The 19,177-nt window shown below is 70.4% G+C and carries 17 protein-coding genes; 8 read left to right on the top strand and 9 right to left on the bottom strand.

The window, feature by feature from the left end; translation table 11 throughout:
* The first annotated feature begins 136 nt into the window (after positions 1-136).
* The 3 genes from I4Q55_RS42710 to I4Q55_RS42700 all read left to right on the top strand — a co-directional run bounded on the left by I4Q55_RS42710 (position 137) and on the right by I4Q55_RS42700 (position 2,936).
* Positions 137-493, top strand: coding sequence for a spore germination protein GerW family protein (locus I4Q55_RS42710; protein ID WP_206796340.1), 357 nt, complete (start codon positions 137-139; stop codon positions 491-493).
* Positions 480-917, top strand: a complete 438-nt coding sequence (locus I4Q55_RS42705; protein ID WP_206796338.1) for a pyridoxamine 5'-phosphate oxidase family protein — start codon at positions 480-482, stop codon at positions 915-917. The genes I4Q55_RS42710 and I4Q55_RS42705 overlap by 14 nt, the downstream gene beginning before the upstream one ends.
* A 342-nt stretch (positions 918-1,259) precedes the next feature.
* A complete protein-coding gene (locus tag I4Q55_RS42700) occupies positions 1,260-2,936 on the top strand; it encodes a WD40 repeat domain-containing protein (protein ID WP_206796336.1) in 1,677 nt (558 codons plus the stop codon).
* A gap of 163 nt (positions 2,937-3,099) precedes the next feature.
* Here the strand turns inward: I4Q55_RS42700 and I4Q55_RS42695 are convergent, their stop codons facing one another.
* From I4Q55_RS42695 to I4Q55_RS42655, 9 genes are all read right to left on the bottom strand, one after another.
* The gene (locus tag I4Q55_RS42695; RefSeq protein ID WP_206796335.1) at positions 3,100-3,435 is read right to left on the bottom strand and encodes a hypothetical protein; all 336 of its coding nucleotides are present in this window, start codon (positions 3,433-3,435) and stop codon (positions 3,100-3,102) included.
* Between the two features lie 16 nt (positions 3,436-3,451).
* Complete coding sequence (locus I4Q55_RS42690; protein WP_206796334.1) at positions 3,452-3,919, bottom strand: hemerythrin domain-containing protein; 468 nt, start codon at positions 3,917-3,919, stop codon at positions 3,452-3,454.
* Positions 3,912-5,123 (bottom strand): MFS transporter, encoded by a 1,212-nt coding sequence (locus I4Q55_RS42685; protein ID WP_206796333.1) that lies wholly within the window; start codon positions 5,121-5,123, stop codon positions 3,912-3,914. The genes I4Q55_RS42690 and I4Q55_RS42685 overlap by 8 nt, the downstream gene beginning before the upstream one ends.
* A gap of 117 nt (positions 5,124-5,240) precedes the next feature.
* Complete coding sequence (locus tag I4Q55_RS42680) at positions 5,241-6,011, bottom strand: YwiC-like family protein (RefSeq protein WP_206796332.1); 771 nt, start codon at positions 6,009-6,011, stop codon at positions 5,241-5,243.
* Positions 6,008-6,406, bottom strand: a complete 399-nt coding sequence (locus I4Q55_RS42675) for a CBS domain-containing protein (RefSeq protein ID WP_206796331.1) — start codon at positions 6,404-6,406, stop codon at positions 6,008-6,010. The genes I4Q55_RS42680 and I4Q55_RS42675 overlap by 4 nt, the downstream gene beginning before the upstream one ends.
* On the bottom strand, positions 6,399-7,145 hold the full coding sequence (gene narI / locus I4Q55_RS42670; RefSeq protein ID WP_206796330.1) for a respiratory nitrate reductase subunit gamma: 747 nt from the start codon (positions 7,143-7,145) through the stop codon (positions 6,399-6,401). The genes I4Q55_RS42675 and narI overlap by 8 nt, the downstream gene beginning before the upstream one ends.
* Positions 7,142-7,837, bottom strand: a complete 696-nt coding sequence (narJ, locus tag I4Q55_RS42665) for a nitrate reductase molybdenum cofactor assembly chaperone (protein ID WP_206796329.1) — start codon at positions 7,835-7,837, stop codon at positions 7,142-7,144. Before narJ ends, narI begins: the two co-directional genes overlap by 4 nt.
* Positions 7,834-9,462, bottom strand: a complete 1,629-nt coding sequence (gene narH, locus I4Q55_RS42660; protein WP_206796327.1) for a nitrate reductase subunit beta — start codon at positions 9,460-9,462, stop codon at positions 7,834-7,836. The genes narJ and narH overlap by 4 nt, the downstream gene beginning before the upstream one ends.
* Position 9,463: 1 nt before the next feature.
* Positions 9,464-13,174, bottom strand: coding sequence for a nitrate reductase subunit alpha (locus I4Q55_RS42655; protein WP_206796326.1), 3,711 nt, complete (start codon positions 13,172-13,174; stop codon positions 9,464-9,466).
* 190 nt (positions 13,175-13,364) lie between these two features.
* Here I4Q55_RS42655 and I4Q55_RS42650 point away from each other — a divergent pair, with 190 nt between their 5' ends.
* From I4Q55_RS42650 to I4Q55_RS42630, 5 genes are all read left to right on the top strand, one after another.
* A complete protein-coding gene (locus I4Q55_RS42650) occupies positions 13,365-13,775 on the top strand; it encodes a metalloregulator ArsR/SmtB family transcription factor (protein ID WP_206796325.1) in 411 nt (136 codons plus the stop codon).
* Positions 13,772-15,457 (top strand): SulP family inorganic anion transporter, encoded by a 1,686-nt coding sequence (locus I4Q55_RS42645; RefSeq protein WP_206796324.1) that lies wholly within the window; start codon positions 13,772-13,774, stop codon positions 15,455-15,457. Before I4Q55_RS42650 ends, I4Q55_RS42645 begins: the two co-directional genes overlap by 4 nt.
* Before the next feature lie 297 nt (positions 15,458-15,754).
* Positions 15,755-16,993, top strand: coding sequence for an acetyl-CoA hydrolase/transferase family protein (locus tag I4Q55_RS42640; protein WP_206796323.1), 1,239 nt, complete (start codon positions 15,755-15,757; stop codon positions 16,991-16,993).
* A 124-nt stretch (positions 16,994-17,117) separates the two neighbouring features.
* Positions 17,118-18,305 carry a globin domain-containing protein gene (locus I4Q55_RS42635; protein WP_206796322.1) on the top strand — a complete coding sequence of 396 codons (1,188 nt, stop codon included), beginning with the start codon at positions 17,118-17,120 and terminating at the stop codon, positions 18,303-18,305.
* Positions 18,306-18,374: 69 nt separating this feature from the next.
* Entirely contained in the window at positions 18,375-18,986 is a 612-nt protein-coding gene (locus tag I4Q55_RS42630) for a CBS domain-containing protein (protein WP_206796321.1), read from the top strand.
* The last annotated feature ends 191 nt before the right edge of the window (positions 18,987-19,177 follow it).

The following is a 19,177-nucleotide window of genomic DNA, read 5'->3' as shown; positions in this document are numbered from 1 at the left end:
CGTGGTGTACTCAGCAAATCGGGACGAGTTCAGCACCGCCGCTGGCGAACGCCATCGGTGCGGGGGCCGTCGGTCACCGGCGGAAGGGACCATCGGCTCTGCCGCTCTCGCACCCGCCCCGACGACACTTCGCGGCATGAAGGTCGACGAACTGCTCACGAAGGCGAAGGACGGGCTGGAGACCAGGATGGTCTACGGCGAACCGTACGAGGTCGACGGCGTCACGGTGATCGTGGCTTCGACCGTCGGCACCGGCGGAGGTGGCGGCGACAGCCGCGACGAGAAGGGCCGCTCCGGCGAAGGCGGCGGCTTCGGGCTGTCGGCCAAACCAGTCGGGGCCTACGTCATCAAGGACGGGAAGCTCCGCTGGGAGCCAGCGGTGGATGTGAACCGCCTCGTGGCGACGCTGGGCGCGATCGCCGTTGCGGCGATCTTCGCCGCGACGCGGCTGGCCAAGCTCAAGTACCGCGCCGAGACCGATGAGCGTCCCTGATCTGGCCCCGCTGGGCCCGGCCCGCTGCCGCGCGCTGCTCGCCTCCGTCCCGCTCGGCCGCCTGGCTTTCGTCCGCGACGGGCGGCCGGCGATCCGGCCGGTCAACTTCACCGTGGCGGGCGACGCGATCTGGCTGCGGTCGGGCCGGAACTCCTGGGCCGACCGGCTCGACGGGCAGCCGGTCACCTTCGAAGCCGACGCCTACGACCCCGGCGGCCACACCGGCTGGAGCGTGATCGTCACCGGGACCGCCACCCTCACGACGGACGTCGAAACCGTGGCCACCCAGCTCGGCGCCGGCCTCCGCTCGTGGGCTCCCCCACCACGCGACCGGCTGCTGCGGATCGGCGTCGACCGGATCGAGGGCCGCCGACTCGCCCTCCGGCCGGACGCGGATGACGCGACCGAATCGGGCGCACCGTGACGACACGGAAGCCGTGCTTCACTGGCCGCTAACCGTCCGCTGGTGTCCTGGAAACCCGGCAGGATGTCGAGCCTCCGCGCGGGCATCATGGCGGCTATGCCACACCGCGTCCTGCTCGCCGACGACGACGGCGCGATCCGCGAATGTCGCATACACGGCAGACTGTAAAATGCCGTCCGGTGCGCCAGAATTGGTGACAAAAGTTTGACATCCACCACCACGGCTCGCCGCGCCAACGAAGATCGAGCCTGATCTCCCACCGATGGCCGCTATCCGACCTGTCGCACGCCCACGATCATTCGCTGCACGGGCATGGCACGAGCTGATGCGCAAGGAGGGTGCATGCAGGGCGACGGGAAGGTCAGGACCGAGCATCGGACAGTCGTGACTGTCGATGTCGAGCGGTTCTCCGACGAGTTCCGGACGAACAGCGACCGGCTCGAAGTCATGGAAGCACTGCCGAAGGTGCTCCGGACCGCGTTGGTCGAGGCCGGCATCCCTTGGGACGAGTGCGTCTGCCAACCGAACGGGGACGCCTTGTTCATCACGGTCCCGGCGACCGTGCCGAAGGAGCTCCTCGTAGTCGCGGTGCCCGCCCCGCTGAGCCAAGGCATCCGAGACTACAACGCGAGCCGGAACCCGAACGCACGCATGAGGTTGCGGATGGCACTGGACTCGGGCGAGGGAGAGACCGGCGAACACATCTGGTCGTCCCGAGCGGGAATCCACGCCACCCGCCTGCGCGACGCGGACGTGGTCAAGGAAGCCCTGGCCGGTTCGCGAGGTGTACTGACCGTGGTCACGTCGGATTGGTTCTACCAAGAGGTGGTGCGACAGTCACGCGTCATCGACCCGCGGACCTATCGGCAGATCACGGTGCGGGCGAAAGAAACCACAGCCATCGCCTGGCTCTGCCTGCCGGACGACCATGACGGGGGAACGGAGGAGCAAGTCGGCAGGGCGGCGCGGCACAGTTCACCACCCGGCGCTGCGAGCCTCGACGTACCACTACGACAACGCAACGGCTTGGTGGCCCTCCCACGGCAGTCGAAAAACCTCAGATCACTGGCGTTCAACGCCGACGACACACTACTCGCCGTAGGGGGCGACAGCGTGGAGGTCGACCACGAAGGAACTGTTTGGCTCTGGGACGTCACGAACAGCTCGAACCCCGTGGCGACCGGTCGGCCGTTGACGGTCGACAGCCTGTTCGATGTCAAGTCCGTTGCCTTCCACCCTCACGAGACACTGCTGGCCGTGGGCGGGAATGCAGGCAGCATGTGCTCTCAAGTGTGGCTCTGGGCAATCTCCCCGGACGGATCATCGTTCTGCATCGAAGATCCTATTACGTGCTATGCCGACTCACTGCACGCAGTGACCTTCAGCCCGGACGGGCGAATCCTCGCCGTCGGCACCGGCGGCGGAATCAGCCTCTGGGATGTCCAAGACCTCGGCAGTCCGTGTTCGGTAGCCGAACTGCACGCAGGCACGGGCCACGAAGACGCCATCGGCTCCTTTGCCTTCAGTCCCGACGGGACCGTGCTCGTAGGAACCGGGTACAACGGGAAGCTGTGGCTGTGGGACGTCTCCGAACCGCGAGAACCGCGGGCACTCGGCGGGGAGACGGATCCGATCGCCGGCTACATCGTCGCCACGGCGTACTCCCCACGAGGCACCGACATCGCGATCGTCGGCTGGAACGACGTGCCCAGGGGCAAGATCTGGCTGTGGGACGTCGCGAACACGAGCCGGCCCGTTCGCCGAGGACGTCACCCGAACTTCTCGGGGGATTTCGTCAATTCGGTGGCCTACAGTCCCGATGGCGGCACGCTCGTCCACGGCGGCTGCGGCGGCATCTGGCAGTGGGACGTCTCCGACCCGAACCGCCCTGTCGGCGGCCGCCGGCTCGGCGTCAACCAGCTCGCTGGTGTCGTATCCACGGTCATCTTCAATCACCGCGGGAATTTCCTGGCCTCCGGCAACAGCATCGGCGATGTGCTCCTCTGGCGGCTCGGCTGAAACCGAGAACCGGACCGGGCAGTATTCGGCGCTGAGCGATCTGGTGGTGGCAGCACGGCTGCCACCACCAGGGCGGCGCGACGTCACCGGCCGGTCGTCACGGGCTCGGCATCGTCAGGGAGTCCGTCGCGGCTTGCACAGTTCGGCCCGGTCATCGTCCCAGTCAATGCAGCGCGACGGTGAGGAGAACGGCGCTGTCGGCGAGGGCGGTGAGACCGTGCCGTTGCGGCGGGATGCGGGCGAGCTGCCCACGCTCGAGGGTCCAGCTGTGGTCCTCGGTGTGCAGCCGCACCCGGCCGGTCACGATGTACAGGGTGGCCGCGGGCGGCGAGTCGTGTTCGGCCAGCTCCGCGCCCTCGGCAAGGGCGATCAGCGTGGCTCGCTGGCTCGCACCGGTGACGAGGGTCCGCGCGGCACGGCGGGCGTCGTGCCGGCGGGCTTCCTCGATCAGCTCGGCGGCCGCTGCGTCGACCTGGGTGACATCCGGGTGCGTGGTCATTTCCGGCCTTCCTTCCTCAGTTCGTCCGTTCGGCTGGGCCGACACGTCGCCGGACCATGTCGATCGCGTCCCAAGCAGCCGGATCCAGGCGGCTGAGCGCCGCCGGGAAGACGCCGTCCTGCTCCGCGAGGATGTGCTCGCGGAGCAGGTGCAGCGTCTCCAGCAGCCGGGCCGGCCAGCCCGGGTCGGCGGGTACCCCGTCGGCGGCCTCACCGAGCACGGTCTCGATGACCCGGTGCTGGGCGGTCAGGCCGGCGATGTGCCCGGGGAACTCGTCCGCCAGCGCCGGGAACAGGCCTTCCTCCTCGACCGCGGTGTGGGGCCCGAGGACGCGCGCGATCCGGGTGACCAGCTCCGCCATCACCGTGACGTCCCCGCGGCTGTGCGCCGCGCGGACCCGGCTGATCAACGCGACGACCTCGTCGTGCTCCCGTGTCAGGTCCCGGATGGCCGGTACGGCCTGACAGCCGCAGTACTCACACACGCTGGTGCTGGTGCAGCGAACGCCGCGCCACGGTCGCGGTGAACGTGAACGCGCCCGCCGCGACCAGGGCCAGCGCGGCCAGGCCGAGGGCGTAGGAACCGAGTTCGCCGTAGAGGGCACCCATCACCAGCGGCGGGATGAACCCGCCGAGCCCGCCGGCAGCGCCGACGACGCCGGTGACCGAGCCGACCTTGTTCGCCGGGGCGAGCAGCGCGACCAGCGCGAACACCGCGCCGCTGCCTGCGCCGAGCGCGGCCGCCATGGTCAGGAACGCGGCGGTGCCCAGCGGCATCAGACCGGGGCCGAACGCTTGTACGGCAGCGCTGACGGTGACCACTGCGAAGACGCCGCCCAGCACTCGCACGGGGCCGAAGCGGTCGGACAGCCAGCCGCCGATCGGGCGCATGACCACAGCGAAGAGCACGAACCCGGCCATGCGGTTGGCGGCGTCGGTCTGAGCGAGCCCGTAGCCGGTCTTGAGGTAGGCGGGCAGGTAGACCGAGAACGCGACGTAACCGCCGAACGCGATCGCGTACAACGCCGACGCCTGCCACGTCACCGGGAGCCGGAGGGTGTCGCGCATCCGGCGGGAGAGGGGCTCGGCCGGCACCGTGCGGCCCGGCGCGTCCCGCAGGAACACGGCCGCGACGACCGCGTAGAGGGCCAGGACCACGGCGGTGATGATGAACGGTGTCACGACCGCGCCCGCCTTCACCAGCGGCACGGTGGTCAGCGCGCTGATCGCCGTACCGCCCATCCCCGCGCCGAAGACGCCGATCGCCAGCCCACGCCGCTCGGGCGGGAACCAGGCGTTGACGAACGGGACCCCGACCGCGAACGACGTGCCGCCGAGGCCGAGGAAGAACCCGCCGATCAGCAACGCGGCCAGCGACGAATGCCCGGCGAGGCCGAGGAACAGCACGGGCACGATCGTCAGGCCGGAGATCACCGGGAACATCACGCGGCCGCCGAACCGGTCGGTGAGCGCGCCGACCGGGATCCGGCCGAGGGAGCCGACCACCACGGGAACGGCGACCAGCAGGGCCTGCTGGAACGCGGTCAGTTTCAGGGAGTCCTTGAACAGCGGGCCGAGCGGGCTCAGCAGTGCCCATGCCCAGAAGTTGATCGCGAACCCGGCGGTGGCCAGGCCCAGCATCAGCATCCGCCGGCCGGTCTTGACCGGGTGGTCTTGTGTCGAGGTCATCGGCGTCTCATTCGTGTCGCGTCGGTCAGTGTGCACAGCTTCCGCGCTCCGCCGGTGCCCGGCACAGAGCCGAAGTCCTCCGGACGGAGGACCAAGGTCACCTCGGTCCACTGCGGACTAGAACGCCAGAAAACCCGCCGTGCCAACGGAAACGAGCCCGGCCAGTTCGACGAGCCCGATCCGGGCCGGCCGCCAGGACGGGTCGTGCCACCAGAGCGCGCGGGCGGCCAGCAGGACGAACGGGAGGACCAGCCACCACTGCCCGCAGACCAGGTAGACCACGACCGGCGCGGCGAGCGCGAAAACCCTCGAGGCGTGGGTGTACGAGGGGTTGGCGCGTTCACGGATCAGCGACTTCACGTGCAGCGTCGACCCGATCAGCGTCAGGGCGGTCACCACCGCGGCGGCGAACACGGTCGGAGTGGTCATCGCCGTCCACGGCGGCGTGAATCCTTCTCCCGCAACCACTCCGGCCACCACCGGCACGAGCAGCACGCACTCGGCGATCAGGACCAGGTCGTTCGCCAGCGACCGCTCGCGACGCACCCGGGCTTGGTGCAGGTTTACGCCGAACAGCAGGGCGTACACCACGAGCACCCAGCCCAGCCAAGGGTGGGTGACCAGCACCGTCGCGCCGGCGAGCACGCAGATCGGTGTCCACACCAGCGCGGCACGGCGGAAGCGTTCGGGACGCCGGGCGGTGAGCAGACCGGACAGGGCCCAGCTGCTCGGGTAGCCGGCCACCCAGGCGACGATCAGCGGCACCAGCCAGAAGGACCAGCCTGCGGCGGCGATGCCGAGCAGGAGCGGCAGGCCCAGGAACCCCCACGCGCCGTGCTGCCCGGGCACCACCGGATCACGGCGACGAGCGGGTGCCCGCGTGCTCATTCGCCGCGCTCCGCGGCGCGCGCGGCGACGTCGGCGTCGCTGCAGAACCCGGTGAGGCGCCGCTTGAGGCACAACAGGCCCACGAGGACGCCCTCGTCGTCGACCACGGCCAGCCGCCGTTGTCCACGGGCCAGCAGGAGCTGCCGGGCGTACTCGGCGGGCAGGTCCGCCGGGATGGTCCGGCCGGCCATGTGCGAGTGGGTCAGGGCCGGGCCGTCGCCTGCGTCGCTCAGGTCGTCGCGCACCAGCGTGCCCAGCAGCCGTCCGGACTCGGTGAGCAGCAGCATGTGGACGTGGTCGTCGGCGAAACAGGCCCGAGCCTGGGCGACCGAGATGTCGACGGGCAAGGTCTTCGGCAGCCGCACCACCACCTCGCCGACCGCCGGCTCACGCATGGCTTCGCCTTTCCGCGACCGCCCGGTCACGCACGACGGCCGGCGGCAGGACGGGAACGGGCGGCGCGCCACGGCGGGCCCGGTAGACGACGTAGGGGCGCCACAGGTAAGCGAGCGGCGCCGACCACACGTGCACCAGCCGCGTGAACGGCCACAGCGCGAGGAACAGGAACCCGCCGATCGCGTGCAGCTGGTAGACCAGCGGTGCCTCGATCATGAGGTGGCTCTGCGGGGAGAACCAGAAGACGCTGCGGAACCAGACGGCGATGGTCTCGCGGTAGTCGTAGCCGTCGCCCAGCAGGTTGGTGCCGACGGTGGCGGTCATCCCGAGGATCACCATCGCCGCCAGCGCCACGTAGAGGACTCTGTCCATTGTGGTCGTCGTCCGGCGGACGCGGCCCTTGACGAAGCGGCGGGCGATGAGCAGGACCAAGCCCACGACCAGCATGACGCCGGTGATCGTGCCGCCCCACACGGCGGTGGCGTGGTAAAGGCTTTCGGGAATGCCGAGCGCCGAGGTCAGCGAAGCGGGGACCAGCAGACCCATGGCGTGGCCGGCGATCACGCCGAACGCGCCGAGGTGGAACAGCGGCGAGCCCCAGCGCAGGATGCGGCTTTCCAGCAGCTGGCTGGTGTGGGTGGTCCAGCCGAACTGATCCTTGCGCCACCGCCAGACGTGGCCGAGGACGAACACGGCGAGGCAGGCGTAGGGGACGACGATCCAGGTGAACGTGCTCACGGGGCACTCTCCAAGTGCGCGTGGGCGCACGGTTCGGTACTGAAGCCGGTACTCAGGTCCGGGCCGAAGTCGATCGAGTCGACGTCGGCCCCGTAGGGCGCCAGCCCGACGGATTCCACGGGCGGCCCATCCGCCGCGAGTGCCCGGATCGCATCCCGGTCGGCGTCGGTCAACGGCGGCAACGCAGCGACGACGGCTTCGAGCAGGTGCCGGTACGGCGATCGGGCGTCCTCCAGGGCCGACCGCAGCAGTTCCAGGCCCTGGCGGTGCTGACGCAGCGGCGCTTCTCCGTCGCCCGGGCCGGCCGCAGCGGCGAACTCCAGCACCACCGGCAGCAGGTCGGGCAGCTCGCCGTCGGCCAGGCGCAGGCCGTGGGCGCGGTAGCGCTGCTTGAGGGTCAGCAGGGCGATGCCGCGTTTGCGGGTGTCGCCATGCAGGTAGTAGGTCAGGTACAGGCCACAGCGACGGCGGAGGTCGAACGTCCGCACGTAGTGGGCTTCGACGTCCACGGCATCGGTGGTGAGGAACCAGTCGAGGAACGTTGTGAGCTGCTCGCGCACCTCGGGGTCGGCGATCTGGCCGACGGCGGCCCGCAGTTCCTCCTTCGCTCCGGACAACCGGCAGTCGGGGTAGGTGAGCAGCAGGGAGGCGAGGTCGAACAGCCGGGTCCGATCCGCCGGAGACGGGGTCATGCCGGGCCTCCCGCCGGGTCGAGGGTCAGCCCGAGCCGGCCGTCGGAGCGGCGGGTGAAGAGGCTCCGGCGGCCCGGGCGGACCTGCTGGTCGTCGGCGACGAGGTGGAACCGCTCCCCGGTGGCAGCGACGGACTCGGTCATCCCGGGGCCGCCGGTGCAGTCGAGCGAACAGTCCGATGTGGACGCGGCTTGGGCTTCGAGCGCGGCGGCATCCTTGCTGTAGGCGGTGGGGATGACGTAGCGCTCGTCGTACTTGGCGATCGCCAGTAGCCGGTACATCGCCTCGATCTGCTCCCCCGACATGCCGACCGAGTCACAGAGTTCCTCGGCCACGGTGCCGTCGAGGGTGCGCGCCCGCATGTAGGAACGCATCGCGGCGAGCTTCATCAGTACCCCGGCCACCGCATCGGCGTCACCGGCGGTGAACAGCTCGGCGAGGTACTCCACCGGGATCCGCAAGTCTCGGATGGTGTGGAAGACGTCGTCGGCGTCGGTGTCGTCACGGCCGGCGGCGCTGACCGCGTCCAGCACAGGCGAGAGCGGCGGGACGTACCAAACCATCGGCAAGGTTCGGTACTCCGGGTGTAGCGGCAACGCGATCTCGTACTCGCTGATCAGCTTCCACACCGGGGACGCCTGTGCGGCGAGCACCCATTCCTCGGGCAGCCCGGCCTCAGTGGCCAGCCGCACGGTTTCGGGGTCGTGCGGGTCGAGGAACACCGCTCGCTGCGCGGCGAGCAGTTCCTTCTCGTCCTCGACCGAGGCGGCGGCGAGGATGGCGTCCTCGTCGTAGAAGACCAGACCCAGGTAGCGCAGTCGGCCGACGCAGGTCTCCGAGCAGATCGTGGGCTGTCCGGCTTCGATGCGCGGGAAGCAGAAGGTGCACTTCTCGGCCTTGCCGGTGGCGTGGTTGACGTAGACCTTCTTGTAGGGACACGCGCTCACGCACATCCGCCAGCCGCGGCAGCGGTCCTGGTCGACCAGGACGATGCCGTCCTCCTCGCGCTTGTACATCGCGCCCGACGGGCAGGCTGAGACGCAGGCGGGGTTGAGGCAGTGCTCGCAGATCCGCGGCAGGTGGAACATGAACGTCTTCTCGAACTCGAACTTCACCCGCGCGGCCGCTTCCGGGTCCATCGCGGTGATGTTCGGGTCGGTGCCGGCTCGTTCGTGGGCACCGCCGAGACCGTCCTCCCAGTTCGCGCCCCACTCCAGGCTCATCGGCTCGCCGGTGAGCGCCGAACGCGGCTGCTTGACCGGGGTGTCGGCCAGCCCGGCGGGCGCGTCGACGAGGACGTCCTTGTCGAAGGTCGCGGGCTCGTAGTAGTCCTCGAGCGTCGGCAGGTCGGGGTTGGCGAAGATCCGCGAAAGCCGCTTCAGGCGGCCGCCTGAACGCAGGACCAGCCGGCCCTTGCCGTCGAGCTGCCAGCCGCCCTTCCAGCGTTCCTGGTCCTCGTAGTGCTTCGGGTAGCCGATGCCGGGTTTCGTCTCGACGTTGTTGAACCAGACGTACTCGGTGCCCTCGCGGTTGGTCCACGTCTGCTTGCAGGTCACCGAGCACGTGTGACAGCCGATGCACTTGTCGAGGTTCATCACCATCGCGACCTGGGCGCGGATCCGCATGTCAGTACTCCACATTCTGGCTGCGCCGCCGGATCACGGTGATCTCGTCTCGCTGGCTGCCGATCGGGCCGTAGTAGTTGAAGGCGTAGGTCAGCTGCGCGTGTCCGCCCGCCAGGTGCGTGGGCTTGACCAGCAGCCGGGTCATCGAGTTGTGGTAACCACCGCGTTTGCCCTTGCCCTTGCCGGTTTTCTCGGTCTTCGGGACGTTCACCGTGCGCTCGGGCGAGTGGTACTGGAACACCGTGCCCTCCGGCATCCGGTGGCTCACCACGGCACGCGCCACGACCACGCCGTTGCGGTTGACCGCCTCGACCCAGTCGTTGTCGGCGACGCCGATCTTCGCGGCGTCCTGGACGCTCATCCAGATCACCGGGCCGCCCCGCGACAGCGCGAGCATCAGCTCGTTGTCGTGGTACATCGAGTGGATCGACCACTTCGCGTGCGGGGTGAGGAACCGGACGGTGACACCGCCGTCGGCGAGCTCGCCCGGTTTCCCGAAGTGCCGCGCCATGTTCAGCGGCGGCCGGTAGCCGGGCAGGTGCTCGCCCAGCTCGGCGACCCAGTCGTGCTCGACGAAGAAGTGCTGCCGCCCGGTCAGGGTGTGCCAGGGCTTGCGGCGCTCGACGTTGATGGTGAACGGGGAGTACCGGCGGCCGCCCTTCTCCGAGCCGGACCACTCCGGGCTGGTGATCACCGGCTGCGGCGCCTGCTGTGTGGCCGCGTAGGTGACGTGGTCGGTCTCGTGGCCTTCGACGAGGTCGGTGAACGGCTGCCCGGTCCGCTTTTCCAGCTGCAGAAAGCCTTCGTGCGCCACGCGGCCGTTGGTCGTGCCGGACAGGGCGAGGATCGCCTCGCACATCCGGTCCGCTGTGGACAGTGACGGCCGGCCCGCGAAGGGGCCATCGGCCACGACCCCGTTCTGGTGGCGCAGGTACTCCAGCTCCGGGGTGACGTCGATTGTGATGCCCTTGGTCGTCGTGCCGAGCTTGTCCAGCAGCGGGCCGACCGCGCGCATCTTGGCGCCGATGAGGGTGTAGTCGCGCTCGACCTCGACCAGTTTCGGCATCGTCACGCCCGGGATGGGATCGCACTCGCCGTGGCGCCAGTCGCGCACGCGGCCCGACGGTGTCGCGAGTTCGTCGGGGGTGTCGTGCTGCAGCGGCGCGGCCAGCACGTCGCGGCGCTTGCCGAGGTGCGTGACCGCCAGCTCGCTGACCTTGTCGGCGATCGCGAGGAAGGCGTCGTAGTCGGTGCGCACCTCGGCGGGCGGGGCGACCGCCGGGGAGAACGAGTGCACGAACGGGTGCATGTCGGTGGTCGAGATGTCGTGCTTCTCGTACCAGGTGGCCGCGGGCAGCACGATGTCGGAGTGCAGGCCGGTGTTGGTCATCCGGAAGTCGAGCGTGGTCAGCAGGTCGAGCTTGCCGGTGGGTGCTTCCTCGCGCCACGCCACGTCCCGCGGGCGCTCGCCCGGCCCGCATTCTTCGGCCGAGGCCAGCGAGTCGACGCCGAGCAGGTGCTTCATGAAGAACTCGTTGCCCTTGCCGGACGAGCCGAGCAGGTTGGCCCGCCACAGGGTCAGGCAGCGTGGGAAGTTCGCCGGGTTGTCCGGGTCGTCGGCCACGGCGTGCAGCCGGCCCGCCTTCAGTTCGCCGACGATGTGCTCGCCCACGCTCACGCCGGCGGCCGCGGCTTCGTCGGTCAGGTCGAGGGGGTTGCGGTCGAACGCCGGGTGGCCCGGCGACCAGCCCATCCGCTGCGCGGCCGCGACGGTGTCGGCGAAGCTCATCCCGGCCAACCGGCCCTGCCCGAGCGGGGATGCCAGCTCGTCGGCTGGGACCTTTTCGTAGCGCCACTGGTCGGTGTGCAGGTACCAGAACGGCGTGCTCGCCTGGTGGCGCATCGGGCGCTGCCAGTCGAAGGCGAAGCTCAGGTGCTGCTGCCCGGTGACCGGCCGGGCCTTCTCCTGGCCGACGTAGTGCGCCCAGCCGCCGCCGTTGACGCCCTGGCAGCCGGTCAGGGTCACCAGCGCGATCAGGGCGCGGTAGGTCATGTCGGAGTGGAACCACTGGTTCGCGCCCGCGCCCAGGGCGATCAGGGTGCGGCCGCGGCTGCGCTCGGCGTTGCGGGCCAGCTCGCGTCCGATCTTGGTCGCCATCACGGCCGGGACGCCGGTGATCCGCTCCTGCCACGCGGGCGTGTGCGGCGCTCCGGCGTCGTCGTACCCGGTTGGCCACTCGCCCGGCTGCTCGCCGCGACGGACGCCGTACTGCGCCATGACCAGGTCGAACACCCCGGTGACCAGGTGCTCGCCGACGCGCACGACCGGGACACCGCGGCGCATGGTGGCGCCGCCCTCGGTCTCTCCGATGTCGAACCGGGCGAGGTCCACGGCGACCTGTTCGGTGGCGTGGTCGAGCACACCCAGGGCCGGCACGACGTCACCGAGGTCGAGGTTCCACTGCCCCTCGGCCTCCGCGCCGTAGCGGAAGCCGAGCGAGCCGTGGGGCACGTGCGGCTCGCCGGTCGCGTCGTCGAGCAGGACGGTCTTGTGTTGCGCACCGGGGTCGGTGTCGCCGAGGTCGGCTGCAGTCAGGAACCGGTCGGTCGCGTACACGCCCGGCTCACGCTCCTGCAGCGTCACCAGGAACGGCAGATCGGTGTACGACCGGACGTAGTCGGTGAAGTAGGGCACCTGCCGGTCGCGGAAGAACTCGGTGAGGACGACGTGGCCCATGGCCATCGCCAGCGCACCGTCGGTGCCGGAGTGCGGGGCCAGCCAGTCGTCGGCGAACTTGACGTTGTCGGCGTAGTCGGGGCTGACCGCGACGACCTTGGTGCCGCGGTAGCGGGCCTCGGCGAGGAAGTGGGCGTCCGGGGTGCGCGTCACCGGGATGTTCGAGCCCCACATCATCAGGTAGGTGGAGTTCCACCAGTCGCCGGCTTCGGGGACGTCGGTCTGGTCGCCCCACACCTGCGGCGAGGCGACCGGCAGATCGGCGTACCAGTCGTAGAACGACAGAAGCGTGCCGCCCAGCAGCGCGTGGTACCGGGTCCCGGCGGCGAAGGACGCCATCGACATCGCGGGGATCGGCGAGAAGCCGACCACGCGGTCCGGCCCGAAGGTCTTGGTCGTGTACACGTGTGCGGCGGCCACCATCGTGGCCGCCTCGTCGAACGTGGCCCGCACGAACCCGCCGCGGCCGCGCTGCCCCTTGTAGGCCTCGGCCTTGCGCGGGTCCTCGACGATGTCCGCCCACGCCGCCACCGGGTCGCCGAACCGCTTCACACCCGCCCGGAACATGGTGAGCAGCGAGCCCCGCACGTACGGGTGCCGCACGCGCGACGGCGAGTACTCGTACCAGGAGAACGACGCACCGCGTGGGCAGCCGCGCGGCTCGTAGTCCGGGCTGTCCGGGCCGGTCGTCGGGTAGTCGGTGGCCTGGTGTTCCCAGGTGATGAGGTCGTCCTTGACGAAGACGTTCCACGAGCACGACCCGGTGCAGTTCACCCCGTGGGTCGAGCGCACGACCCGGTCGTAGCTCCACCGGTCGCGGTAGAAGGTCTCCCAGGCACCGGAGTCGATCTGGTGCAGGGTGCGGCCGCGGTCGCCGACCGTCTCCTTCGTCAGGAACCGGCGGACGCCGAGCAGCGGGCCGTGGCCGGGAACGTGGTCGTTCGCGGGCGCCGCGGGATCCGGATGGCTGAACACGATGACGCGGCTCCTTCAGGCGGGACGGCGACACCACCTGGTGTCCGCCGGACACTGCCCAGCTTCGATGAAGGCACCGGATCGATCACCAGGCGAATGTCACGGCTCGAATGGACTTTCGTCCTTCGCGCGCGGCCCCGATCCGCGATGGATTGATGGATTGATAGAATCATCAACCCAGGAGGTGCTCATGCCCGCAAGATCCCGCACCACGGAGCCGCTGTACCGGATCAAGGCCGACCTGTTCAAGTGCCTCGCACACCCGACGCGGATCCAAGTGCTGGAGGTGCTGGCCGCCGCCGGCGAAGAGGGCGCGCCGGTGACACGACTGCTCGAAGTGACCGGGTGCGAAGCCTCCCAGCTGTCCCAGCACCTCGCGGTACTGCGCCGCTCCCGCGTCGTCACCTCGTCGCGCACCGGCAACGCTGTCGAGTACTGGCTCGCCGAACCCCTGGTCGCCGAGCTCCTCGTGGTCGCCCGCGCCTTTCTGATGGCCGGGCTGCGCCCCGGTTCGGAGCAGCTGCGTGCGGCGCGCGAGCTGCCACCGTTGCCCGGCGCGAGTCCGCAAGCCATGCTCGACGAGATCGCGGCCCGGGCGTGAACGCCCGCGACCTGCTGCCCGGCCGGGGTGATTACGACCTCCACGGGCCCGTGCTCCGCGCGGACCTCCTCGCCGGGGTCACCGTCGGTGTCGTGGCCCTGCCGCTGGCACTGGCGTTCGGGGTCAGCTCGGGCGCGGGACCGGCGGCCGGCCTGGTCACGGCCGTTGTGGCCGGCATCGTCGCCGCGGTGTTCGGCGGCTCCCCGGTCCAGGTGTCCGGGCCCACCGGCGCGATGGCCGTGGTCCTGGCCCCGATCGTCGCGGTCCACGGCGCTTCCTCGGTCGCCCTGGTCTCGATCCTCGGCGGTCTGGTCGTGCTCGTCGCGGGCGCCGCGCGGCTGGGCCGGCTGGTCGGGTATCTCCCCTGGCCAGTCGTCGAAGGCTTCACGCTGGGGATCGCCTGCATCATCTTCCTGCAGCAGGTCCCCGCGGCCGTCAGCACGACCGCGCCACCGGGGAAGAACCCGGCCCTGGCCGCGGCCGGCGCCGTCGCCCACGCCGTGACCGGCGGTGGTGCGGCCGGCTGGACGATCGCGACCGTGGCGCTGGTCGCCGTGCTCATGCTCGTGCTGCCCATGCTGCACCGCGGGATCCCGGCGTCCCTGCTCGCGGTCGCCGCGGCGACCGTCATCGCCGAACTCGTCCACGCCCCCCTGCCGCGGATCGGCGGCCTGCCGAGCACCCTGACCCCCGCACTGCCGTCCTTCAGCCTCGGCGCCGTAGGCGACCTCACCGGAGCCGTCGTCGCGGTCGCCGCGCTGGCGGCCATCGAATCCCTGCTCTCCGCCCGCGTCGCCGTGACGATGACCCGCAGCGGGCCCCCGGTCGGCCCGACCCGCCCGGACCGCGAACTCGTCGGCCAAGGACTGGCCTCGATCGCCAGCGGCCTCTTCGGCGGCATGCCCGCCACCGGCGCGATCGCCCGCACCGCCGTCAACGCCCGCTCCGGCGCCCGCACCCGGCTGGCCGCCATCACGCACGCGCTGGTGATCCTCGCGGTGATCTACGCCGCCACCGGACTCGTGTCCCGCATCCCGCTGGCCGCGCTGGCGGGCGTTCTCATGGTCACCAGCCTGCGGATGGTGCCGTTCGGCACGATCCGCGAGGTCGTTCAGGCGAGCCGCTCCAGCGCGGCCACCTTCGCCGTGACCGCGCTGGTGACCGTCGCGGCGGACCTCATCCTCGCCGTCGAAATCGGCCTGCTCGTCGCCGCCTTCTTCGCCCTGCGCCACCTCGCCGGCTCCGCCCACGCCCGGCAAGACCCGCTTCCCGGCCCCGCCACCCCTGGCGACGAACACATCGCGGTGTTCGGCTTCGAAGGCGCGATGTTCTGGGGCGCCTCCGAACGCATAGTCACCGACATCGCCGGCACCGCAGACAACGTCCTCGTCGTCATCCTGCGCCTGTCCCGCCTGCACCTCCTCGACGCCACCGGCGCGAAAGCACTCGGCGAAGCGATCGAAGAACTCGAAGCCCGCGGCATCACCGTGCTGGTCAAGGGAATCCGGCCACACCACCAGCACGTGCTGACCGCCACCGGCGCCCTCGGCAAACTCCGGCACGAGAACCACCTGTTCACCGACTTCGCCGAAGCCGCCGCCCACGCCCGGTCACACGTGCGACGGGCGCGGACACCCGACGCCACCGTTGTCGGTACGGAAGGACAGTCCACGCCGCGTTGATGATCAGCCGTGGCGCAGATCCGGTGGTGGCGGCCGGGCGGCAGGGGAAGGGGGACGCGGCCCGGGCCACCACCACCGTTCTGTGCGAGGGCGCCCGCTTCGGGAGGCTTCCGGGGCTGCGGGACGATCCCTCGACCTTCAGGATTTACCTCCGCGGTGCCGTGTGGCAGGGCGCAAAGTCCTTGCCGGAGAAGGACAAAGGCCCCTGCGGGTGACGTCGGGCCGATGCCATGATCATCACCATTGGACCGCACGGTCCGGGCATGATCGGCAGGAACGACGAACGGAGAGCCGCCGATGCGGATGCTGTCGGAGTCGCAGCTGGGCGCGGTACTGGCCGAGGTGCCAGGACCGGCACCCAGGGTCGTCGTCAGCGGGAACTTCGCCACGCCCGCACGGGCGCTGGCCGTCCTGGACGCCGCACTGCCGGAGTACCGGCTGTTCGCCCTGAACGCGCAGGCGGGCATGCCGGATCGAGAAGGTGTGCTGCTCGAGACGCCCTTCGTCGGTCCGGGAATGCGGGGCAGGGCCGGTCTGCGGTATTTCCCGTGCCGGCTGTCACTGGCCCCTGAGCTGCTCAAGCACTCGCTCCCACCGGACGTCGTCCTGATCCACACGTCCCCGCCGGTGAACGGCACAGTATCGCTGGGCACCGAAGTCAACATCCTGCCCGCGGCGATCGAAGCGGTCCGTTCCCGCGGTGGCCTGGTGGTGGCGCAGCTCAACCCGAACATGCCGTACACCCATGGCGACGGCGTGCTACCGCTGGACGAGATCGACTACGCCATCGAAGCCGACGAGCCGCTCCGGTCACCCGAGCCGCGGCCACTGGGCGACGCGGCGCGCACGATCGGCGGGCGGGTGGCCGAGCTGGTGGCCGACGGCGCGACGCTGCAACTCGGGATCGGCGGCATCCCCGACGCGACCCTGGCTGCGGTGACCGGACGACGGGGGCTCGCGGTGTGGTCGGAGATGTTCAGCGACGGCGTGCTCGGCCTCGACCGGGCCGGCGCCCTGGACCCGGCTGTCCCGATCACGGCGTCGTTCGTGTTCGGCAGCGCCGAGCTGTACAAGTGGGTCGACCGCAACCCGCGGGTCCGGCTGCTGCGGACCGAGAAGACCAACGATCCCGCCGTGATCGCCCGCCGGCGCTCCCTCATCTCGGTGAACAGCGCGCTGGAGGTCGACCTGTTCGCCCAGGCCAACGCCAGCCGGGTGCGCGGCTCGATCCACTCGGGCTTCGGCGGCCAGACCGACTTCGTGGTCGGCGCCCTGCATTCCCCGGGCGGGCGGGCGATCATCGCGCTCCCGTCCTGGCACCCGAAGGCGAACGTGTCGACGGTCGTGCCCCGGCTGGCGGGTCCCGTCACCTCCTTTCAGCACAGCTTCATCGTCAGCGAGAACGGCACCGCCACCATCTGGGGCAACGACTCGAGCGAGCAGGCCCAGCAGATCGTGGACCGTGTCGCCCACCCGGACGTCCGCGACGACCTCCGGGAACGGGGGCGAGAGCTCGGGTTCGCTCTCCGCGGTTGATCCGATCGGCCGAATCCGTTTGGTGACCAAGGTCCTCGACTGAGGGCCCGAAGATCCCTGTGGCCTTGCACGTCGTCTCGGCAAGATCGGGAGCGAGTCCGGTTCCCCATCTGAGGAGAATTCCTTGCTCTCGCCTGCATCCGCCGCGGTGGTTCGCGCCACCCTGCCCGTGGTTCGTGCGCACGCCGTGGAGATCACCGGTGAGTTCTACTCGTCGATGTTCGCCGCGCACCCCGAGCTGCTCGACCTGTTCAACCAGGGCAACCAGGCCGACGGCCGGCAGAAGCTCGCGCTCGCCGCGGCCGTGGCCGGCTTCGCCGAACACCTGCTCGCCGAAGACACCGCGCCCTTCGACTCGATCGCCGAGCGGATCGCCCACAAGCATGTGTCACTCGGCATCCGAGCCGAGCAGTACCCGATCGTGGGTCACCACCTGCTCACCGCCGTCGGCACCGTCCTCGGCGACGCGGTCACCCCCGAAATCGCCGCCGCCTGGCACGAGGTCTACTGGCTGCTCGCCTGCCGCCTGATCGCCGCCGAAGCACGCCTCTACCAGCGCGGCGACCTCGACCCCGCCGACCTCTGGCGCCGCTGGCGCGTCGCCAAGCGCCTCGACGAAGCCGTCGACACCGTCTCGTTCACCCTGGTGCCCGACGACGGCGGGACGGTGCCGGACTTCGCCCCCGGTCAGTACGTCTCGGTTGCCGTCGATCTGCCCGACGGCCACCGCCAGCCTCGCCAATACTCGCTGTCCCAGGGCCCCGGACGCGGTTCGCTGCGGATCACCGTCCGCCGGGTCCGCGGCCACGACGGCACACCGGACGGCGCGGTCTCCAACCACCTGCACGACCACGTCACCGAAGACGACATCCTCCTGCTCGGCCCACCCGCGGGCGAGACGACCCTCACCTCAGGCGACGGACCGGTGCTGCTCGTCAGCGCCGGCATCGGGATCACCCCGATGGCCGCCATGCTCGACCACCTCACCCGCACCCAGCCGACCCGGCGGGTCGTCCTCGCCCACGCCGACCGCTCCCCCGCCCACCACGCGCTGCGCCGCGAATATGCCCAGACCGCGACGGGGCTGGCTGAGGCCGACGAACTGCACTGGTACGAGAACGACCACGACAAGCACTCGCGGCCCGGGCTCATGGACGTCGACGCGCTGCCGCTGCCTCCGGGAACCACCGCCTACCTGTGCGGCCCGCTCCCGTTCATGCACGCCGTCCGCGCCGGGCTGATCCGCCGCGGCCTGCCCGCCGAGCACATCCACTACGAGGTCTTCGGCCCCGGCATGCTCGACCGGGACTGACCGGGGCTTCGTTTACCGGCCTTGCGGCCGGGTACGGGGCAAGGGAGGCCGAGCGCGGAAAGGACCGTGATGCGTGCAGACCAGCTCATGACGACCTCAGTGGTGACCACCACGCCGGAGACGTCGGTGAAGGAAGTCGTGCGGCTGTTGGCGACGCACAGTTTCACGACGCTGCCGGTGGTGAACGAGGACGGCGACCTGGTGGGCGTGGTGACCGAGGCCGACCTTCTGCGCGGCAGAATCCTGCCCGACCCGCGAACTCTGATCCACCAGGACGCGCCCCCGCCACCGCCGTCGAGGCCGTCCGCCACGGTCGCCGAGGTGATGACGACCGAGGTCGTCACCGCCGCTCCGGACGCCCACGAAGCCGTACTGGGCCGCCTGATGCTCGACAAGCACCTGAGGGTGATCCCGATCGTGGTCGGCACGAAACTGGCCGGCGTCGTCAGCCGCCGAGACCTGCTGCGGACGATCGCACGCGAGGGCTCGGTCATCGAGCGCGACGTCCGGCACCACCTGGCGATGGCGAGCCGGCGACCGTGGCAGGTCGCGGTGGCCGACGGGTGCGTCACGCTGACCTGCGAAGGCGCCGACGCATCGGAACGCCACATGGCGACGGTCATCGCCGGCGCGCTCCCCGGGGTCGTCGGCGTCCAAGTCGCCGCGCCCGCCCCACAGTGACCCGGAACCGAGGAATAGGGAACGAGACACCAGACGACCGGTCCCAGGTCGTCATCAAGCAAGAGGTGGTCGGCGGACGGCACGTCTGGGTCGCCCGCGACGAAGAGGGCCATCTGCTCGACATGAGCGAGACACGCGGGGTTCTGGAGCGCGACGTCGAGGCGGACGTGGTGCATGTGCCCCATCGGCGG

The sequence above is a fragment of the Amycolatopsis sp. MtRt-6 genome (genome assembly GCF_017308975.1).
Classification (GTDB): Bacteria; Actinomycetota; Actinomycetes; order Mycobacteriales; family Pseudonocardiaceae; genus Amycolatopsis.
This window is presented reverse-complemented; position numbering and strand designations above follow the sequence as displayed.

Coding starts and splice junctions, on each gene's coding strand:
- I4Q55_RS42700 (WP_206796336.1), top strand. CDS start 1,260: ATGCAGGGCGACGGGAAGGTCAGGACCGAGCATCGGACAGTCGTGACT.
- I4Q55_RS42675 (WP_206796331.1), bottom strand. CDS start 6,406: ATGCGTGAGCCGGCGGTCGGCGAGGTGGTGGTGCGGCTGCCGAAGACC.
- I4Q55_RS42650 (WP_206796325.1), top strand. CDS start 13,365: ATGCCCGCAAGATCCCGCACCACGGAGCCGCTGTACCGGATCAAGGCC.
- I4Q55_RS42695 (WP_206796335.1), bottom strand. CDS start 3,435: ATGACCACGCACCCGGATGTCACCCAGGTCGACGCAGCGGCCGCCGAG.
- I4Q55_RS42685 (WP_206796333.1), bottom strand. CDS start 5,123: ATGACCTCGACACAAGACCACCCGGTCAAGACCGGCCGGCGGATGCTG.
- I4Q55_RS42705 (WP_206796338.1), top strand. CDS start 480: ATGAGCGTCCCTGATCTGGCCCCGCTGGGCCCGGCCCGCTGCCGCGCG.
- I4Q55_RS42630 (WP_206796321.1), top strand. CDS start 18,375: ATGCGTGCAGACCAGCTCATGACGACCTCAGTGGTGACCACCACGCCG.
- I4Q55_RS42640 (WP_206796323.1), top strand. CDS start 15,755: ATGCGGATGCTGTCGGAGTCGCAGCTGGGCGCGGTACTGGCCGAGGTG.
- narJ (WP_206796329.1), bottom strand. CDS start 7,837: ATGACCCCGTCTCCGGCGGATCGGACCCGGCTGTTCGACCTCGCCTCC.
- I4Q55_RS42680 (WP_206796332.1), bottom strand. CDS start 6,011: ATGAGCACGCGGGCACCCGCTCGTCGCCGTGATCCGGTGGTGCCCGGG.
- I4Q55_RS42710 (WP_206796340.1), top strand. CDS start 137: ATGAAGGTCGACGAACTGCTCACGAAGGCGAAGGACGGGCTGGAGACC.
- narH (WP_206796327.1), bottom strand. CDS start 9,462: ATGCGGATCCGCGCCCAGGTCGCGATGGTGATGAACCTCGACAAGTGC.